General features: G+C 59.8%; 18 protein-coding genes. 12 read left to right on the top strand and 6 right to left on the bottom strand.

Going from position 1 to position 19306, the window contains the following annotated elements:
• Positions 1-171: 171 nt before the first annotated feature.
• The 3 genes from AB4P97_RS04985 to AB4P97_RS04975 form a co-directional block, all read right to left on the bottom strand.
• Positions 172-1155 carry a TauD/TfdA family dioxygenase gene (locus AB4P97_RS04985; protein WP_273877091.1) on the bottom strand — a complete coding sequence of 328 codons (984 nt, stop codon included), beginning with the start codon at positions 1153-1155 and terminating at the stop codon, positions 172-174.
• A 39-nt stretch (positions 1156-1194) separates the two neighbouring features.
• Complete coding sequence (locus AB4P97_RS04980; RefSeq protein WP_395602127.1) at positions 1195-1935, bottom strand: thioesterase II family protein; 741 nt, start codon at positions 1933-1935, stop codon at positions 1195-1197.
• 71 nt (positions 1936-2006) lie between these two features.
• Positions 2007-3179, bottom strand: a complete 1173-nt coding sequence (locus AB4P97_RS04975) for an MFS transporter (RefSeq protein ID WP_273877092.1) — start codon at positions 3177-3179, stop codon at positions 2007-2009.
• A gap of 242 nt (positions 3180-3421) precedes the next feature.
• Here AB4P97_RS04975 and AB4P97_RS04970 point away from each other — a divergent pair, with 242 nt between their 5' ends.
• The 3 genes from AB4P97_RS04970 to AB4P97_RS04960 all read left to right on the top strand — a co-directional run bounded on the left by AB4P97_RS04970 (position 3422) and on the right by AB4P97_RS04960 (position 6684).
• Positions 3422-4222 carry a glucose 1-dehydrogenase gene (locus AB4P97_RS04970; RefSeq protein WP_395602126.1) on the top strand — a complete coding sequence of 267 codons (801 nt, stop codon included), beginning with the start codon at positions 3422-3424 and terminating at the stop codon, positions 4220-4222.
• Positions 4215-6041 carry a glycoside hydrolase family 15 protein gene (locus tag AB4P97_RS04965; protein WP_395602125.1) on the top strand — a complete coding sequence of 609 codons (1827 nt, stop codon included), beginning with the start codon at positions 4215-4217 and terminating at the stop codon, positions 6039-6041. Before AB4P97_RS04970 ends, AB4P97_RS04965 begins: the two co-directional genes overlap by 8 nt.
• A gap of 253 nt (positions 6042-6294) precedes the next feature.
• Positions 6295-6684, top strand: a complete 390-nt coding sequence (locus AB4P97_RS04960) for a hypothetical protein (protein ID WP_395602124.1) — start codon at positions 6295-6297, stop codon at positions 6682-6684.
• A gap of 39 nt (positions 6685-6723) precedes the next feature.
• Here the strand turns inward: AB4P97_RS04960 and AB4P97_RS04955 are convergent, their stop codons facing one another.
• A complete protein-coding gene (locus AB4P97_RS04955) occupies positions 6724-7719 on the bottom strand; it encodes a GlxA family transcriptional regulator (protein ID WP_395602123.1) in 996 nt (331 codons plus the stop codon).
• An 89-nt stretch (positions 7720-7808) separates the two neighbouring features.
• Between AB4P97_RS04955 and inhA the strand changes: the two genes are divergently transcribed.
• The 3 genes from inhA to AB4P97_RS04940 all read left to right on the top strand — a co-directional run bounded on the left by inhA (position 7809) and on the right by AB4P97_RS04940 (position 11199).
• Entirely contained in the window at positions 7809-8495 is a 687-nt protein-coding gene (inhA, locus tag AB4P97_RS04950; protein WP_261735646.1) for an isonitrile hydratase, read from the top strand.
• A 245-nt stretch (positions 8496-8740) separates the two neighbouring features.
• Positions 8741-9532, top strand: coding sequence for a CPBP family intramembrane glutamic endopeptidase (locus tag AB4P97_RS04945; protein WP_047300414.1), 792 nt, complete (start codon positions 8741-8743; stop codon positions 9530-9532).
• A gap of 101 nt (positions 9533-9633) precedes the next feature.
• Positions 9634-11199, top strand: coding sequence for a PAS domain-containing methyl-accepting chemotaxis protein (locus tag AB4P97_RS04940; protein WP_042558549.1), 1566 nt, complete (start codon positions 9634-9636; stop codon positions 11197-11199).
• Between the two features lie 273 nt (positions 11200-11472).
• Here the strand turns inward: AB4P97_RS04940 and AB4P97_RS04935 are convergent, their stop codons facing one another.
• Positions 11473-11838 carry a DUF6124 family protein gene (locus AB4P97_RS04935; protein WP_200610490.1) on the bottom strand — a complete coding sequence of 122 codons (366 nt, stop codon included), beginning with the start codon at positions 11836-11838 and terminating at the stop codon, positions 11473-11475.
• A gap of 962 nt (positions 11839-12800) precedes the next feature.
• Positions 12801-13481, bottom strand: coding sequence for an alpha/beta family hydrolase (locus AB4P97_RS04930; RefSeq protein ID WP_395602122.1), 681 nt, complete (start codon positions 13479-13481; stop codon positions 12801-12803).
• Between the two features lie 94 nt (positions 13482-13575).
• Here AB4P97_RS04930 and ccoN (AB4P97_RS04925) point away from each other — a divergent pair, with 94 nt between their 5' ends.
• From ccoN (AB4P97_RS04925) to ccoO (AB4P97_RS04900), 6 genes are all read left to right on the top strand, one after another.
• Positions 13576-15000 (top strand): cytochrome-c oxidase, cbb3-type subunit I, encoded by a 1425-nt coding sequence (ccoN, locus tag AB4P97_RS04925; protein WP_042558546.1) that lies wholly within the window; start codon positions 13576-13578, stop codon positions 14998-15000.
• Between the two features lie 10 nt (positions 15001-15010).
• Positions 15011-15619, top strand: coding sequence for a cytochrome-c oxidase, cbb3-type subunit II (ccoO, locus tag AB4P97_RS04920; protein WP_042558545.1), 609 nt, complete (start codon positions 15011-15013; stop codon positions 15617-15619).
• 3 nt (positions 15620-15622) lie between these two features.
• Positions 15623-15820, top strand: a complete 198-nt coding sequence (locus tag AB4P97_RS04915; RefSeq protein ID WP_042558544.1) for a cbb3-type cytochrome c oxidase subunit 3 — start codon at positions 15623-15625, stop codon at positions 15818-15820.
• The gene (ccoP, locus tag AB4P97_RS04910; protein WP_395602121.1) at positions 15817-16767 is read left to right on the top strand and encodes a cytochrome-c oxidase, cbb3-type subunit III; all 951 of its coding nucleotides are present in this window, start codon (positions 15817-15819) and stop codon (positions 16765-16767) included. The genes AB4P97_RS04915 and ccoP overlap by 4 nt, the downstream gene beginning before the upstream one ends.
• A 483-nt stretch (positions 16768-17250) precedes the next feature.
• A complete protein-coding gene (gene ccoN, locus AB4P97_RS04905; RefSeq protein WP_042558542.1) occupies positions 17251-18693 on the top strand; it encodes a cytochrome-c oxidase, cbb3-type subunit I in 1443 nt (480 codons plus the stop codon).
• Entirely contained in the window at positions 18693-19301 is a 609-nt protein-coding gene (gene ccoO / locus AB4P97_RS04900) for a cytochrome-c oxidase, cbb3-type subunit II (RefSeq protein ID WP_042558541.1), read from the top strand. Before ccoN (AB4P97_RS04905) ends, ccoO (AB4P97_RS04900) begins: the two co-directional genes overlap by 1 nt.
• The last annotated feature ends 5 nt before the right edge of the window (positions 19302-19306 follow it).

Genomic DNA, 19306 nt, shown 5'->3' with positions numbered 1-19306 from the left:
ATCGGCGGCGTGACCAGGAGGCCCGGTCGTATCAACAAGAACGAATGACAAACGCAATGATTTAGCAACCTGGCGCAATACCGGCCCGGCAGCAACCTGCGCCAGACGCACAAATGCCGAAGTCGCTACAGGAACGGCTTCGGCATTTATTCAAGCAAACCACCGGATCGTTCAGCGCACGTCCATCGTATGCCCCTCGGCCATGGCGACAATAACTTTGCGCGGGCCTTCGAACGGGGAACGGGCGTGAGCCGACAACATGTTATCGAGCATCAGCACATCGCCTTCCTGCCAGGCAAAGCTGATCGCGCACTCGTCGAGTACCGCGCGAATCTGAGCCAGGACTTCATCTTCGATAGGAGAGCCATCGCCGTAATAAACGTTACGCGGCAAGTCTTCTTCATCGACGATGTCCAACAGGCTTTCACGCACCTCCGCTTGCAGGTTGGAAATGTGGAACAGATGCGCCTGATTGAACCAGACCATGTCCCCCGTCACCGGGTGGCTGGCCACTGCCTGGCAGGTTTGCCGGGTGCGCAACTCACCGTCATCCTTCCACTCGCAGAGGATGCCGTGAGCTTTGCAGTAAGTTTCGACGATATCGCGGTCGTCGGTGTTGAACACATCTTCCCAGGCCACATCCAGCCCGTTGCCGAAGTTGCGCACATACATTAGGCCTTTGCTGACGAAGCGTTCACGAATGGCCACCGGAATACGCCGATAGACTTCGCGACTGTCGGCAATCGGTGTTTCGCCACCGGACTTCGCCGCGATCATGCTGTAGAACCAGATCTTCATCGGCCAGTCGCGGGAGTAGGCCTGCTCGTTGTGCAGCGGAATACTCTGGTGCGCCGGGTATTCGGTGGAGGTGTAAACCCCTTGCGTCACGTTGGTGCGCGGCGTGGAACCGAACTCGTAATTCAACAGCGGATGACCGAAGCTGGCCGCGAACTGACGAAACGGCTCGGCCCCGTCCAGGCGAAATCCGCGGAACAGCAACCCACCGTCGCGCAACAAATGTTCGTCGACCAACACTTTCAATTCGTCGAACACCGCCAACAGGTCGGTGTCCGGATCGGTCGCTTCCACCAATAGCGGCAAGCGCCCCCGATGCGGCAACAGCGGCCGAACGGAAAATCCCACAGCAACAGCCATGACTGGCCTCCAGTAATCATTTGATAGGAGAGCCGCGCGTTAATACGCGGGCGCCACCGATTGCGCATGGCGCCGGTGATGGACTTCCAGATGGGTCTTGATCGTGCGGATGACCCGGACCTCGTGTTCATGAATAAAGAAGTGCCCTCCGGTCATCATGTCCACCGAGAAGCTGCCCTGGGTCTCTTTGCTCCAGCCGATCAGTTGTTCGGTGGTCGCCCGGTCTTCCTTGCCACCCAATACGTGCACGGGGCAATTGAGCAGCGGTCGGTCGATCGGAGTGAAACGCCCGCACATCATGAAGTCGGCACGCAGCACCGGCAGCGTCAGACTCATGAGTTCCTGATTGGCGAGCACTTCTTCGCTGGTGCCTTGAAAGGCGCGCAACTGCTCGATCAGTTCTTCGTCACTGCGCGGCTCGGCGAAACCTCGGTCGTAATCACTGCGCATGCTTGGCGCCGCGGTTCCGGAAGCAAACAGCGCCACCGGCTCAGCAACGCCAAGTTCGCGAAAGGCGTGAGCCATTTCACAAGCCAGCAGTGCGCCGAGGCTATGCCCGAACAGCGCGTAGGGGGCCTGCAAACCGGGTTTGTGCTCACGGGCCAGTTGCCGGGCAAGCTCACGCATATCGATTTGCAGGGGTTCGTCGTAACGGGCGCCGCGCCCGGGCAATTCCACCGGCTGCAGTTGCATCCACGACGGCAATTGGCGCCGCCAGCGGCTGTAAACCATAGCGCTGGCGCCCGAATAGGGCAGGCACAGCAGTGTCAGCTTTGTCACCGCGTTTACCTCAATGGGTTATCTGTAAAAGAGAACGTATGAGGCCTGACCGGAATTAGTCCGCGGATCGATCACTTCAAATGCCGGAAACTCTGCACCGCAGACACCAACACCACTGCCCCCGCCGCAATCGCCAGCCAGAACCCACTCCGAGCGCCGTAGGCATCCACTAGCCAACCCGACCCGGCGGCGCCCACCGCCACGCCAATACTCAAGCCGGTCACCAGCCAGGTCAGCCCTTCGGTGAGTTTGGCCGGTGGCACGATGCGCTCGATCAACGCCATCGCCACAATCAGCGTCGGCGAGAAGAACAGTCCGGCAATGAAAACCGCTACCGACAAGCCAAAAATGTTGCTCGCCAGCAACAGCGGCAACGTGGTCACTGCTGTCGCCACTCCGCCGTACAGAAACAGTCGCGGCAACGGCAGTTTCGAACGCATCGCGCCGAACGCAATTCCGGCCAGACAGGAGCCGATCGCATACACCGACAGCACAATACTCGCCGCCGCCGGTTGCCCTTGGTGCTGAGCGAACGCGACGCTGACCACATCGATCACACCGACAATGATGCCCATGGCGATCATCAATGCCAGCAGCCATTGAATGTCGGTCGAGCGAATGATCGAGGCATGATCCCCGGACGCATGCGGGTGCACGGGTGGCTCGGTGCTGCGCTGCGCTACAAATGCAGTCACGCCAATCGTCAGCGCCAGCAGCGCCGCCAACGGTCCGGCCTCGGGAAACACTGCAACGCACAGCCCCACTGACAGCGGCGGGCCGACAATAAAACAGACCTCATCAAGCACCGACTCCAGCGCATAAGCCGTCTGCAATTGTGGCTGGCCGCGATAGATTTCAGTCCAGCGCGCCCGCACCATTGCCGACATGCTCGGCATGCAACCGGCCAGCGCGGCGAAAATGAACAGCGTCCAGGTTGGTGCCTGCAGCCGTGTGCACAGCAGCAACATCAGCAGCGCCCCGCCGCCGATCAATGCCGAAACCGGCAGGACTTTGCCTTGGCCAAACCGATCGACCAGCCGTGACACCTGCGGCGCGCAAAACGCCGTGGCCAGGGCAAACGTCGCCGCCACCGCACCGGCCAACGCGTACCCGCCGTACAACTGCGAAAGCATGGTGATCACGCCGATACCGGTCATGGAGATCGGCATGCGCGCGATCATCCCGGCGAGGACAAAATTCCGGGCGCCGGGGGCGGTGAACAATTCGCGGTAGGGGTTTGCCATCGATCACAACCTCGTCAGGGGCGGCCAAGTTGCCATATGGATGAGGGGTGTGGAAGCGGGGAATTGTTGGTGGAATGTGAAGGGCCTAAAGATCAAAAGATCGCAGCGTGCCGCAGCTCCTACAGGTGAATGTGGTCATCTGTAGGAGCTGCGGCACGCTGCGATCTTTTGATCTTCTGGCTGAACTCTCAAGGCTGGCCGTCGGTCAGCTAAATAGGTCCTCACTCAAGGCGAAAATTCGCATGCAGATCTCCCTCGCCCGCCAGGTCGCACTCATTACCGGCGCCAGCTCCGGCATCGGCCACGCTGCCGCCAAAGCACTGGCCGCTGCGGGTGCAGCGGTGGTCATCAATTACAACCGTCAGGCCGAACCCGCCGAAGCCCTCGCCCGGCAAATCATCGCCGACGGTGGCCAGGCCATCGCGATTGGCGCGGACGTGTCGAAGGAAGATGAGGTCGAGCGGCTGTTCGCCCAGACCCTCGAAGCCTTTGGTTCGCTGGACATTCTGGTGGCCAATTCCGGACTGCAAAAAGACGCCGCAGCGGTGGACATGACGCTGGATGACTGGAACGCGGTGATCGGCGTCAACCTCACCGGCCAGTTCCTCTGCGCCCGCGCTGCACTGCGGATTTTCAATCGCCAGGGCGTTCGCGAAGGCGTGTCCCGCGCCGCCGGCAAGATCATTCACATGAGCTCTGTGCACCAACGCATTCCGTGGGCCGGGCATGCCAATTACGCCGCGTCCAAGGGTGGTGTTGATCAGTTGATGCAGACCCTGGCTCAGGAAGTCAGCCATCAGCGCATTCGCATCAATGGCATTGCGCCGGGGGCGATTCGTACGGCCATTAATGAAGAAGCCACCGAAGGTGCAGCGGGTGAAAAGCTGCTTGAGCTGATTCCCTATGGGCGTATCGGCGACGTCGATGACGTCGCCAACGCCGTGGTTTTCCTCGCCTCCGACGCCGCTGATTACATCGTCGGCACCACCCTGTTCATCGACGGCGGCATGAGCCTCTATCCGGAGTTTCGCGGCAATGGCTGAGCATCATCAAGAACAACAAAGCCCGATCGACGCCCACGGCATCATCGGCGACATGCGCAGTGCAGCGCTGGTCAACGACAAGGGCAGCGTGGATTTTTTCTGCTGGCCGGAGTTCGACAGTCCGTCGATTTTCTGTTCGTTGCTGGACACACCCGACGCGGGGATTTTCCAGCTTGCGCCGGACTTGCCCGATGCGCGACGTGAGCAGATTTACCTGCCGGACACCAACGTTCTGCAAACCCGCTGGCTCAGCGAATTTGCCGTGGTGGAAATTACCGACATGCTGCCAGTGGGCGATAGCGAAGATGACCTGCCGCTGCTGATGCGCCGCGTGCGCGTGGTCAGCGGCGAAGCGACGTTCCATATGCGCTGCGCCGTGCGCCACGACTACGCCCGCGCCGACACCCGCGGGCAGGCCGATCAGAAGGACGTGCTGTTCAGCGCAACCGGCCAACCGACACTGCGTCTGGCGTCGGATCAGCCGATGCAGGTTGACGCAAATGCAGCCGTCGCCCACTTCACGCTGACACAGAACCAGACCGCCGCTTTCATGCTCGGCGCGACTGACGACCCGCGTTTCGCCGAGGGCGCCGGCGATTTCTGCATGGAGCGCACGCTGAAGTTCTGGCGTGACTGGATCGGCCAGTCGACTTACCGCGGACGCTGGCGCGAAATGGTCAACCGCTCGGCGCTCGCGCTCAAGCTGCTGACCTCACGCAAACACGGCGCGATCCTCGCGGCCGCCACTTTCGGCCTGCCGGAAACCCCGGGCGGTGAACGCAACTGGGATTACCGCTACACCTGGATCCGCGACGCCTCGTTTACCGTTTACGCATTCATGCGCCTGGGGTTCGTCAGCGAAGCCAATGCCTACATGCGCTGGCTACGCGGACGGGTCAGCGATTGCAACTGCCAGCCGATGAAACTGAACATTCTGTATGCCATCGACGGCCGTCAGGAACTGCCGGAAACCGAGCTTGCGCATCTGTCGGGGCACGGCGGCGCGAAACCGGTGCGCATCGGCAACGGCGCGTATGACCAGATTCAGCTGGATATCTTCGGCGAATTGATGGACGCGGTGTATCTGGTCAACAAGTACGGTGACGCCATTTCCCACGAAGGCTGGAAACATGTGCGCGAAGTTGTCGATCAGGTGTGTGAGACATGGCAGACCAAGGATGTAGGCATTTGGGAAATGCGCGGTGAGCAGCATCACTTTTTGCACTCACGGCTGATGTGCTGGGTGGCGCTGGACCGAGCGATTCGCCTCGCCTCGAAACGTTCATTGCCAGCACCGTTTGCCCAATGGGACCAGACCCGTCAGGCGATCTACGCCGACATCTGGGACAACTTCTGGGATGAAGAACGCGGGCATTTCGTCCAGTACAAGGGCGGCACCGCACTCGACGGTTCCATGCTGTTGATGCCGCTGGTGCGCTTCGTCAGCGCCAAGGACCCACGCTGGCTATCGACACTTGAGGCCATCGAAAAGAGTTTGGTGCGCGACGGCATGGTTTATCGCTATCGCAACGAAGAGGCAGGCATTGATGGTCTGGCCGGCACCGAAGGCGCATTCGCCGCATGTTCGTTCTGGTACGTCGAATGCCTGGCCCGCGCCGGCCAGGTGGAAAAGGCCCATCTGGAATTCGAACAACTGCTGCGATACGCCAATCCGCTGGGGCTGTACGCCGAGGAATTCGACAGCCATGGACGACATCTGGGCAATACACCGCAAGCGCTGACACATCTGGCATTGATCAGTGCGGCGAGTTTTCTCGATCGACGTTTGAGTGGGGAAAAGAGTGAATGGCAACCGTAAAAGTCGCCGGAGTCTGTCGGAAACTTCCCTGAAAAAACCTTCTCTGTAGGACGCAAGCCTGCGCCTGAAGCAGCAAACCCCAGTCCCTCCAGCGAGGGACTACAAACTCGTAACAATTGTTGACCCTTCCCTCCCCTGCCACTTGCACTTACACCCCGAAATACCTTGTTGCCAGCTGTTACATCCGCCCCTACCATCCACCGCAACGGGCACAGCGGAGCTGTCCAACAAAACCCGAATTCAAGGAAGCAGAATGTCCCAGCACGTCCAGCGCAACATCGACAGCGCCCTGCGCACCGGCCTGAGCCGCACCCAGCTCTGGGAAGCCGCCGATAAAGGCCTGATCAAATGCTGGGAAATCGGCCGCCAGCGCGCCGCCCGTTTCCCCGACCTCGCCCAACGCTGCATCGCCAATGAACTGCCCGTCCTCGGCTGGAAAGGTGGCGTTAGCCGCAGCCTGAAGAAGAACGAAAAATACGGCTCACTGAAATACCTCGCGCAGTGGCAAGGCTTGCGCGGGGAAGACCTGGATATCGATCTGAGTGTGGAGCGCACGCTGACATGCTCGCGGACGAAAATGGTGGTGACGTTCACGCCGGATCGGACGAAGTATTTTAATCAGGTGGCGGAAGCCGAGGCCTGAATCATTTGCGGCGAGGAAGCTCGCTCCCTCGCCGCAGGTTCAGCTTCGCGCCACAACTTCAGAGCTGATTGTTGCAGCGCTAACCGAAAACCGCTCCCGATACGCCTGCGGCGTCACCCCAATCGCCCGCAGAAAACTACGACGCAAGGTCTCCTCACTGCCAAACCCGCAGTTTGCCGCGATGCGTTTTACAGGGAGCCCGGTATCGCAAAGCAAACGCCGAGCCGTTTCGACGCGGATCAGTTCGATCGCACGCGCCGGGGTCTGGCCGGTGTCGGCGCGGTAATGGCGGACGAAGCTGCGTTCGCTCATGCCGGCCTGTTCGGCGAGGGTCGGCACACCGAGGTCGCAGGTGAGGTTTTCGGCAATCCATGCGTGCAGGTCATCAAAACGATTGCCCTGGTTTTGCAGCGACAAGGTCACGCTGAACTGTGATTGCCCGCCCGGGCGCTTGAGGAACACCACCAGATGTCGGGCGACGTCCAGCGCAATATCGCTGCCGAGGTCTTCCTCGACCATCGCCAGAGCCAGATCGATGCCGGCGGTGACGCCCGCCGAGGTCCAGACCGGGCCGTCGTTGATGAAGATCGGATTGGCCTCGACCTGCAACTTCGGATGCTGCTGCGCCAGTTGCTCGCAACGCGTCCAGTGAGTGACGACGCGCCGACCATCGAGCCAGCCGCTGGCCGCCAACAGAAACGCGCCGGTACACACCGAAGCCACGCGCCGGCATTTCGCCGCGTGTTTGCGCACCCAATCCACCAGCGGCCTATCCTCCGCCGCCGGATAAATGCCCCAGCCACCGGCGATGATCAGCGTGTCGCTGGCCTCCAACGGCAGCGGTTCGGCGAGCACCGCCAGCCCCGCCGACGACATCACCGCCCCGCCCTCGCGGGCAATGACCGTCGGCGCATATGGAACAGGCAGGCCACGTTGACGGCAAAGGTCATTGGCTGAGGCAAACACCTGCAACGGGCCGGTGACGTCGAGGATCTGCATGTTGGCAAACGCGAGTACGTGAATGGCTTTGGGCATTTGGCGTAATTCGTGGGGTGATTGGCGTATGCGCCAGAACGTACGCGCCTAGAGTGAAGCCGTCCACCCCCCTAATGGAGAAAAACACCATGACGTTGCAGATCGGCTTTCTGTTGTTTCCGCAGGTACAGCAACTCGACCTGACCGGCCCATATGACGTGCTCGCCTCGTTGCCTGACGTGAAGGTGCACCTGATCTGGAAAGACCTGATGCCGATCACCGCCAGCACCGGGCTGCTGCTGAAACCGACCACCACATTCGAGGACTGTCCGGATCTGGATGTGATCTGTGTGCCCGGTGGCGCTGGCGTCGGGCCGTTGATGGAGGATGAGCAGACGCTGTCATTCATCAAACGTCAGGCGGCGCAAGCGCGTTACGTGACCTCGGTATGCACCGGCTCGCTGGTGCTCGGCGCGGCGGGTCTGCTGCGAGGCAAACGCGCGACGACACACTGGGCTTATCACGATTTGCTGCCGACGCTGGGGGCGATTGCCGTGAAGGATCGGGTGGTGCGTGACGGCAATCTGTTGACTGGCGGCGGGATTACGGCCGGGATTGATTTTGCCTTGGTGCTGGCGGCTGAACTGGTTGATGCCGACACGGCGCAGTTGGTGCAACTGCAGCTTGAGTATGCTCCGGCACCGCCATTTAACTCGGGCTCGCCGGATTCAGCGCCGAGTGTAATCGTCGACGAGGCCCGGTTGCGTGCGGCGCCATCGTTGAAACTGCGCACGGAAATCACCGCGCGTGCTGCGGCGAAACTCAACCTGCGCTGAACCTTCAGCCAAGTCCTGATGGAATAAACATCCCCTGTGGGAGCGAGCCTGCTCGCGAATGCGGTGTATCAGTCGATACATCTATTGCCTGTCACACCGCATTCGCGAGCAGGCTCGCTCCCACATTGGGATTTGTGTTTGGCCACCGATATTGGTGTTGTACCGACTTCCCGCCTCACCTTTACTTGTCCCCCGCCGCCCACCCGTGTAGAAAGCCCTTCCACCCATTTTTACAGGGACTTTCGATGAAGGCTTTGCCTTGGCTTTATCTGGCGCTGCTCAGCCTCGGCTACGGAATGGCGCTCAGCTACGGCCAACTCGGCTGGCTGGCACTGATTTCCGTTGGCCTGCTGCTGTTTGCCGGGTACGCGGTACGCCAGCAAGAAGTGCCGTTCGCACGCTATCTCGGCCACGGCCTGTTCATTGTGATGACCTTGGCGTTGGCGATGCATTGGTTGCCGGGTTTTTACAACGGTCGCGCTATTGATCCGCAGCGTTTCACTGATAACGCTGCGCGCTTTTCGATGTACCTGAATCAGGACAAACCACTGGTCGGCTTCTGGCTGTTGCTGGTCTGCCCATGGATTGTCGCGCGGCGCCCGTTGCGCCTGACGGTGTATGCCACCGCCCTGGGCCTGACGTTAAGCGCGGTCCTCGCACTCGGTGGTGCGGTGTTGCTTGGCGTTATCGCCTGGGCGCCGAAATGGCCGGATCAGGCGTGGTTGTGGGTGCTGAACAACTTGCTGCTGGTGACGCTGGTCGAGGAAGCGTTGTTTCGCGGCTATATACAAGGTGGCTTGAGCCGGCGCTTCAAGCATCTGCCGTATGGAGAAAACCTTGCCTTGCTGCTGGCGTCTTCACTGTTCGCACTGGCGCATGTCGGCGCTGGCTGGACTTGGGTATTACTGGCGGGCCTGGCAGGTGTCGGCTATGGTCTGGCCTACCGTTTCGGCGGACTCGGGGCGGCGATCGCCACACACTTCGGGCTGAATGTGCTGCATTTTGGCTTGTTCACCTATCCGATGCTTGCCGGTTGATGCAAGCCGCGTTTTGCGACGCCGTGCTGATTACTGAAAGAAAAATTCAATAATTTCCTGACAGCGCCGACAACCTTTCAAAGCCTTGCGGATTGAAAAACATGCGTAACAACCAGCCCATTACACAACGCGAACGGACCTTCCCGGCTCAGCAACGGTTGATTTCCACAACCGACGCCAAGGGCATGATCACCTACTGCAACGACGCTTTCGTCGAGATCAGCGGGTTTTCGCGTGAGGAACTGATCCGTGCGCCGCACAACCTGGTTCGTCACCCCGACGTCCCGGCTGCGGTGTTTTCGCACATGTGGGGCACACTGAAACAAGGCTTGCCATGGATGGGCATCGTCAAGAATCGCTGCAAGAGCGGTGACCATTACTGGGTTAACGCCTATGTAACACCGGTGTTCGACGGCAATCAGGTGATCGGTTACGAGTCGGTGCGGATCAAACCCACCGCCGAACAGATCCGCCGTGCCGAAGCGCTTTACCAACGCATCAATCAGGGCAAGTCGGCGATTCCTTCCAGCGATAAATGGCTGCCGGTGCTGCAGGACTGGCTGCCGTTCATTCTGGTCAGCCAACTGAGCTTCATGATCGGTGCCACGCTGACTTCACAGTGGGGCTTTGCCCTGGCGGCCGCTCTGTCGGTGCCACTGGGCCTGATGGGCCTGCAATGGCAGCAACGCGGGCTCAAGCGCCTGTTGCGTCTGGCCGAGCAGACCACCTCCGACCCGCTGATCGCGCAGATGTACACCGACAGCCGTGGCGCGCAAGCACGTCTGGAAATGTCGATCCTCAGTCAGGAAGCCCGTCTGAAAACCTGCCTGACCCGTCTGCAGGACACTGCCGAGCACCTGACCGATCAAGCCAAGCAGTCCGATGCTCTGGCACACAGCAGCTCGACCGGCCTGGAACGTCAGCGGGTGGAAACCGAACAGGTCGCCACCGCCGTCAACCAGATGGCCGCGACGACTCAGGAAGTTGCCAGCCACGTGCAGCGCACCGCCGACGCGACTCAGGAAGCCAATCGCCTGACCGGTCGCGGACGCGACATCGCCGGCGAAACCCGCGAAGCCATTCAGCGCTTGTCGGTTGTTGTGGGTGAAACCGGCCTGACCGTCACCCAACTGGCGAAAGACAGCGACGAAATCGGTGGCGTGGTCGATGTGATCAAAGGCATCGCCGACCAGACCAACCTGCTCGCGCTCAACGCCGCCATCGAAGCGGCCCGTGCCGGCGAGATGGGTCGCGGTTTTGCCGTGGTAGCGGATGAAGTTCGTCAACTGGCGCAACGCACCAGCGAATCCACCGGGCAGATCCATGCCCTGATCGCCAAGCTGCAGCAGACTGCTTCGAGCGCTGTGCAAACCATGGAAGCCGGGCATCGCCAGGCCGAAGAAGGTGTCGCGCGGGTGCTGGAAGCGGACCAGGCGCTGGTCGGTATCAGCGAAGCGGTGGCCAACATCACCGACATGACCACCCAGATCGCCGCCGCGACCGAAGAACAAAGTGCTGTGGCCGAAGAAATCAGCCGCAACATCAGCAACATTTCGGAACTGGCGGATCAGACTTCGGAACAGGCGCACAACTCGGCGTTGCTGAGTGAAGAGCTGACCAAGACTGCCAATACACAGTACTCGTTGGTGGAGCGGTTTAACCGCTAAAAGCAAAAGATCGCAGCCTGCGGCAGCTCCTACAGGAACATGCATTCCAATGTAGGAGCTGCCGAAGGCTGCGATCTTTTGATCTTCAAAGCCCGGACGGCGAAAGCTTCCGGGTTTTTTGTTGCTTGTCTGAAAGTGATAGTGCTTGGCAGAGCGCTTTCGCGAGCAGGCTCGCTCCCACTTTGGAACGTAGTGGGATCACAGATTTGTGTCCAACGACAATCCCTTGTAGGAGTGAGCCTGCTCGCGATGAGGCCATAACAGCCAGCGAAATTACTGAGGCAACTTCAGCTTATCCAGCAGTCGATTGACCAACAGTTCGTTGAGCATGATCACCTGTTGCAGCGCCAGCAGCGGTTTGCGCTCCGGGCCGCCGATCGAGTGGGCGATGTTACCGGCCATGGCATGGGCGTAAGACAGCGACTCGCAGGCTTCGACGAGCAGGGTTTCGTCATCCAGTGTCGGGTCGACGAGAAAGACGGGGCGAAACTTGGGCGAGGTTGGCGGAGCCGCGAGGTCGTCGGGCTTGAGGTAGTAATCGAGGGCGCGGTCGGTTGCTTCTTTGATCTTTTGTGGGCTAAGCGCTGGGTCGTGGGGGATTGGATCAGTGGCTGGTGGGTTTGGTGTGATTTTGAACATAGGTGTAACTCCAGTTTCGAATATTAGGAGCCATCACCCTCGCTACCAAACGAGTGGGTGGTGGCCATACGTGGGTTGGTAGACCGGTCGAAACGGGAAACCCGGCGCTCACGAATGAGCCCCACGCATGTCCACCATAAAAATCTGAGCCCCAAAAAAGGGACTGCGTACGGTGACACCATACGGTTTCGAAGCGGGCTACCAAACCCGATCACTGTTTTCCAGTGACAGGGAAACGATACAACCCACCTCATAGCCGCGTAAGCAGGCGGATTCTGGCGTACGCGTAGGTAACGGCGCAAGGAGTTGTAGGCCCGATGGCGTAACGGGTTGTGTGATTTAAACGTGCTTGCAGGATTGCGTTTACTGATAGAGAAAACTGGAAATTCCCCTGTTGTATTGATGTTGTTTCTTAGGCCGCTTTCGCGAGCAGGCTCGCTCCCACAGTTGGACCGGGTGCGTCAGTTAGAGATTGGTCGGCTGTCAGGCCGCCATCGCTGGCACCGCTTCTGCTCTTCACCACTCAACAGGATGAGCGTTAGCTCGGCTGCCGCTCTTGATCTTGATCCACGGGCGACGTCGGAAGGCTGAGTGGAGGGATTGATCCGGGGGTGGGAGCGCAGCGACCGTTTGGCGAAGCCAAACACAGCGAGAGGAGGTGCAGCGCAGCAAACCGGAGACGCTGCGCCCGGATCGATCCCGCAGCGAAGGAACCCCGAGCCCCAGCGAGCGGGCCGTACGTAGGAGCAAGCGTTTTTTTGCTTACTTTTTTTAGGCGTTTGTAAAAAAAGTGAGTCGCCGTCAGGGCGAAACCCTAAGCGGCCGTTACCGCAGCAATGGATATGTACCCAAAAAATATGTCGTAGCTGAAATCGATCCCCCTCACCCCAGCCCTCTCCCCCAAGGGGGCGAGGGGAAAGGGAGCCGATCTTCATGCAGTTCAAAATCTCAGCCCGCCTCGGTCACTTGCTGAGAAACTCGGCTACTTTCTGCGCGGCACTGGCCAAATGCTGCTCATGGGTAAAACCGGAAACCTTCAACGGCTTCAAATCATGATCCCCGGCCACTAGCCACGCCACCTCAATACTCGGTGACAAGGTGTAAGCCTCGACAGCTTCACGATTGCCAAGCGCATCCCGATCCCCCTGCACAATCAACGTCCGCGTCTTCAAACCAGCCAAATGCTCAACCCGAGGCTTCTCCGGCTTGCCCACCGCATAAAACGGATACCCCAAACACACCAACGCATCGGCAGCCAATTCGTCAGCCAAAAGACTCGCCATCCGCCCCCCCATCGACTTCCCACCAATGGCCAAAGCCCCAGCGACATGACGTCGCACCTCAGCGAACACCTCACGCCAACATTCCAGCAGTTTCGGCGCAGGATTCGGCGGCCGCTTCACCCCATCAACCCGCCGCTGCGCCATATACGGAAACTCAAACCGCAACACATTGACCCCAAGTGCAGCAAGGCGCCCAGCCATATCCGTCATCCAGTCACTGTCCATCGGCGCCCCCGCCCCATGCGCCAGGATCAACGTCGCCGAAGCCTCGCCACTGGCGGCGTTCCAAAGCCACCCATGATCACGTACGCACTGCGCCCATTGATCCCCGTCAATACTGGCCTTGTGCTGTTTGTTCATGCTTGCCTCGCTTTTAGTCTGCCTATAACTCCAGGCGAAGGATTTGCGGCTCTTTTGCGCGCGGTCACTTCGGCTGAACCGTGGATGGGGAACCATGAACACTTCTATCAGTACCGCCTACAACTACAAGGTGGTCCGCCAATTCGCCATTATGACGGTGGTGTGGGGCATCGTCGGCATGGGGCTCGGGGTTTTTCTCGCGGCCCAATTGGTCTGGCCCGAGCTCAACTTCGATTTACCCTGGACCAGTTTCGGCCGTCTACGCCCTCTGCACACCAACGCGGTGATCTTCGCGTTCGGTGGCTGCGCGCTGTTCGCCAGTTCGTTCTACTCGGTACAACGCACCTGCCAAACCCAATTGTTTGCGCCAAAGATTGCCGCATTCTGCTTCTGGGGCTGGCAACTGGTGATCCTGTTGGCGGCGATCAGCCTGCCATTGGGTTACACCAGCTCCAAGGAATACGCCGAGCTGGAGTGGCCGATCGACATCCTGATCACCATTGTCTGGGTCGCCTACGCGGTCGTGTTCTTCGGCACGATTATGCAGCGCAAGACCAAACACATTTATGTGGGCAACTGGTTCTTCGGCGCGTTCATCATCACTGTGGCGATTTTGCACATCGTCAACAACCTGGAAGTTCCGGTCAGTTTTACCAAGTCCTACTCGCTGTACTCCGGCGCGACAGACGCGATGGTGCAATGGTGGTACGGCCACAACGCCGTAGGCTTTTTCCTCACCGCCGGTTTCCTCGGGATGATGTACTACTTCGTGCCGAAACAGGCAGAGCGTCCGGTGTATTCGTATCGTCTGTCGATCGTGCACTTCTGGGCACTGATCACCCTGTACATCTGGGCCGGCCCGCACCACTTGCATTACACCGCGCTGCCAGACTGGGCGCAGTCGCTGGGCATGGTGATGTCGCTGATTCTGCTGGCACCGAGCTGGGGCGGCATGATCAACGGCATGATGACCCTCTCGGGCGCGTGGCATAAGTTGCGCAGCGACCCGATCCTGCGCTTCCTCGTGGTCTCGCTGGCGTTCTACGGCATGTCGACCTTCGAAGGTCCGATGATGGCGATCAAGACCGTCAACGCCCTCTCCCACTACACCGACTGGACCATCGGCCACGTTCACGCCGGCGCTCTGGGCTGGGTGGCGATGATTTCCATCGGCGCGCTGTATCACATGATCCCGAAAATCTTCGGCAAGGCGCAGATGCACAGCGTCGGCCTGATCAACGCGCACTTCTGGCTCGCCACCATCGGCACCGTGCTTTACATCGCCTCGATGTGGGTCAACGGCATCGCCCAGGGCCTGATGTGGCGCGCGGTCAACGAGGACGGCACGCTGACCTACTCCTTCGTCGAAACCCTGGTGGCCAGCCACCCAGGCTTTGTCGTGCGGCTGGTTGGCGGGGCGATCTTCCTCAGCGGCATGTTCCTGATGGCTTACAACACCTGGCGCACGGTGCGGGCCTCGCAGCCTGCTGACGTCGTTGCCGCCGCGCAGATGGCCTGAGGAGTCCGCCATGAAACACGAAACGATTGAAAAGAACGTCGGCCTACTGATGCTGTTGATGGTGTTCGCTGTGAGCATCGGCGGCCTGACCCAGATCGTCCCGCTGTTCTTCCAGGACGTCACCAACAAACCGGTGGAAGGCATGAAGCCCTACACCGCGCTGCAACTGGAAGGTCGCGACATCTACATCCGTGAAGGCTGCGTCCAGTGCCATTCACAGATGATCCGGCCGTTCCGCGCTGAAACCGAGCGCTACGGGCATTACTCGGTGGCTGGGGAAAGCGTTTGGGATCACCCGTTCCTGTGGGGCTCGAAACGCACCGGGCCGGATCTGGCACGGGTCGGCGCACGTTATTCGGATGACTGGCACCGCGCGCATTTGTACAACCCGCGCAACGTCGTGCCGGAATCGAAAATGCCGGCCTACCCATGGCTGGTCACGCAAGCGGTCGACAGCAGCCACACCGAAACCAAGCTCAAGACCATGCGCACCCTCGGCGTGCCGTACACCGACGACGACATCAGCGGCGCGGTGGCCAGCCTCAAGGACAAGACCGAAATGGACGCACTCATCTCCTACCTGCAAGTGCTCGGCACTGCAATCAAGAGCAAGAGGTGAGCCATGGTCTTTGAAATGAGTGCAGGACTGATTCGTGGCTTAGGCACCGTTGTGGTGTTCGTCGCCTTCGTTGGCTTGACCCTGTGGGTGTTCAACCGCAAGCGCAATCCGGAATTCGCCGAAGCGCGTCTGCTGCCGTTCGCCGACGAACCGCAACCCGACACTACACCAGCATCTGAAACAAGGAGTACCCGGCCATGACCACCTTCTGGAGTACGTGGATCTGCGTACTGACCATCGGCAGCCTGATCGGCCTGACGTGGCTGCTGATCGGCACCCGCCGGGGCGAAACCAAGGGCAGCGTCGACCAGACCATGGGCCACAGCTTTGACGGCATCGAGGAGTACGACAACCCGCTGCCGCAGTGGTGGTTCATGCTGTTCGCCGGCACCCTGGTGTTTTCTGTGGGCTACCTGATCCTTTATCCGGGTCTGGGCAACTGGAAAGGCGTCCTGCCGGGTTACGAGGACGGCTGGACCGGCGTGCACGAGTGGGAAAAGGAAATGAACAAGGCTGACGCCAAGTTCGGGCCGATCTTCGCCAAGTTTGCCGCCATGCCGGTGGAAGAAGTGGCGAAGGATCCGCAGGCGCTGAAAATGGGTGGCCGTCTGTTCGCTTCCAACTGCTCGGTGTGCCACGGCTCCGACGCCAAAGGCGCGTTCGGCTTCCCTAACCTCGCCGACAGCGATTGGCGCTGGGGCGGCAATGCCGACACCATCAAGACCACCATCATGGGTGGCCGGGTGGCAGCAATGCCGGCCTGGGGCGAAGTGTTGGGCGAAGCGGGCGTGAAGAACGTCGCGGCGTACGTGCGTCACGAACTGGCCGGCCTGCCGTTGCCTGCCGACAGCAAGGCTGATCTGCAAGCCGGACAGCAAGCCTTCAACACCACTTGCGTGGCGTGTCACGGGGCAACCGGCAAAGGCACTGAAGCCATGGGCGCGCCGAATCTGACGCACCCGGCCGGGTTTATCTATGGCACCAGCCTCACTCAGCTTGAACAAACCATTCGCCACGGTCGTCAGGGCCATATGCCCGCGCAAAACGAACTGCTGGGTAACGACAAGGTGCAATTGCTCGCAGCTTATGTATACAGCCTTAGCAATGGATTGAGCACAGAAAAACTTATAACTGAAGACAATAAATAGACCACATTGGCTACGCCTATGCCGCACCGATTAAGGTGCGGCAGTTTCCTGCCCCTTTGCGACGCATTGTCGCACCCTTCACTCCCTCGCCTTTCGGTTCCCCTGATTCGGGTCTACGCTTGCTCGATGAGGACTGGCTCGTGCCGGTTCCAGGCCGACGCTAACCGCTGTGTTCTGCGAAATGGCTGACTGATGTGGCCGCAAACGCCGGTAGATACCGGCTGTCGAGCCGATTGCCGTCCGTCAGCCGAACTGAGCGTTTGAACACACCTCGTTACACGCGACCTGAACCCCTCGCTTTTTTCTTCGGCTGCGACATTTTGTCCGAGGCCGATTTTGTCCTTACGCGGCGCATGGAAAGGCCGCAGAATCAGCGTTGGAAAGCATTGACCCAGGTCATGGCGCGTTGCAATGACCCCCTGCTTTCCCCATACTTGCGGCCGAATTAATCCTAATAAAATACCCAAACCGTGGAACCTTAGAATGAGCACAGCAATCAGTCCGACTGCTTATAACTATAAGGTAGTCCGCCAGTTCGCCATCATGACGGTGGTCTGGGGGATCCTTGGCATGGGGCTCGGTGTTTTCATCGCCTCGCAACTGGTCTGGCCGGAATTGAACTTCGGTCTGCCGTGGACGAGCTTTGGACGCCTGCGCCCGTTGCACACAAACCTGGTGATTTTCGCCTTCGGTGGTTGTGCACTGTTTGCCACTTCCTACTATGTCGTGCAGCGAACCTGCCAGACGCGACTGATTTCCGACAGCCTCGCCGCCTTCACCTTCTGGGGCTGGCAAGCGGTAATCGTCGGCGCGATCATTACCTTGCCGCTGGGTTACACTACCACCAAGGAATACGCGGAACTGGAATGGCCGATCGCCATTTTGCTGGCCATTGTCTGGGTGACCTACGGGCTGGTGTTCTTCGGCACCATCACCAAGCGCAAAACCAAACACATCTATGTCGGTAACTGGTTCTACGGTGCGTTCATCGTCGTGACCGCAATGCTGCACATCGTCAACCATGCCTCCCTGCCGGTGAATCTGTTCAAGTCCTACTCCGCCTACTCGGGCGCGACCGACGCGATGATCCAGTGGTGGTACGGCCACAACGCCGTGGGTTTCTTCCTGACCACCGGCTTCCTGGGGATGATGTATTACTTCGTGCCGAAACAGGCCGAACGTCCGATCTACTCCTATCGCCTGTCTATCGTGCACTTCTGGGCACTGATCACCCTGTACATCTGGGCCGGCCCGCACCACTTGCACTACACCGCGCTGCCGGATTGGGCACAATCGCTAGGCATGGCGATGTCGATCATCCTGCTGGCGCCAAGCTGGGGCGGCATGATCAACGGCATGATGACCCTCTCGGGCGCCTGGCATAAGCTGCGCACCGACCCGATCCTGCGCTTCCTCGTGGTATCGCTGGCGTTCTACGGTATGTCGACCTTTGAAGGGCCGATGATGGCGATCAAGACCGTCAACTCGCTGTCGCACTACACCGACTGGACCATCGGCCACGTACACGCCGGCGCTCTGGGCTGGGTGGCAATGATCTCGATCGGCGCGATCTACCACATGATCCCGAAACTGTTCGGTCGTGCGCAGATGCACAGTGTCGGCCTGATCAACGCGCACTTCTGGCTCGCGACCATCGGTACCGTGCTCTACATCGCGTCGATGTGGGTCAACGGCATCACCCAGGGTCTGATGTGGCGTGCAATCAACGATGACGGCACCCTCACCTACTCGTTCGTCGAAGCGCTGCAAGCCAGTCACCCGGGCTTTATCGTCCGTGCCCTGGGCGGTGCGTTCTTCGCCAGCGGCATGCTGCTGATGGCTTACAACGTCTGGCGCACCGTGCGCGCCTCGAACCCGGCTGAAGCCGAAGCCGCTGCCCAGATCGCTGTCGTTGGAGCTCACTGATGAAGCATGAAGCTGTCGAGAAGAATATTGGCCTGCTGGCCTTCTTCATGGTCATCGCCGTCAGCGTCGGTGGCCTGACCCAGATCGTACCGCTGTTTTTCCAGGACGTTACCAACAAGCCGGTCGAAGGCATGAAGCCGCGTACCGCCCTTGAACTGGAAGGCCGCGACGTTTACATCGCCAACGGCTGTGTCGGCTGCCACTCGCAGATGATCCGTCCGTTCCGTGCCGAAACCGAACGCTACGGCCACTACTCGGTCGCTGGTGAAAGCGTCTGGGACCACCCGTTCCTGTGGGGTTCCAAGCGTACCGGTCCGGACCTGGCCCGTGTCGGCGGTCGTTACTCCGATGACTGGCAACGTGCGCACTTGTACAACCCGCGCAACGTGGTGCCTGAGTCGAAAATGCCGGCTTACCCGTTCCTCGTGGAAAACAAGCTCGACGGCAAGGAAACTGCCAAGAAAATGGAGGTCCTGCGTACGCTCGGCGTTCCTTACACCGATGAAGACATCGCCGGTGCTCAGGATGCCGTGAAGGGCAAAACCGAAATGGACGCGCTGGTGGCCTATCTGCAAGGCCTGGGCACCATCATCAAAAGCAAACGGTGATTTAG

The sequence above is a fragment of the Pseudomonas sp. A1230 genome, from assembly GCF_044218825.1.
Taxonomy (GTDB): Bacteria; Pseudomonadota; Gammaproteobacteria; order Pseudomonadales; family Pseudomonadaceae; genus Aquipseudomonas; species Aquipseudomonas iridis.
Note: the sequence above shows the minus strand (reverse complement) of the source record. Positions and strands in the feature narration are given on the sequence as shown.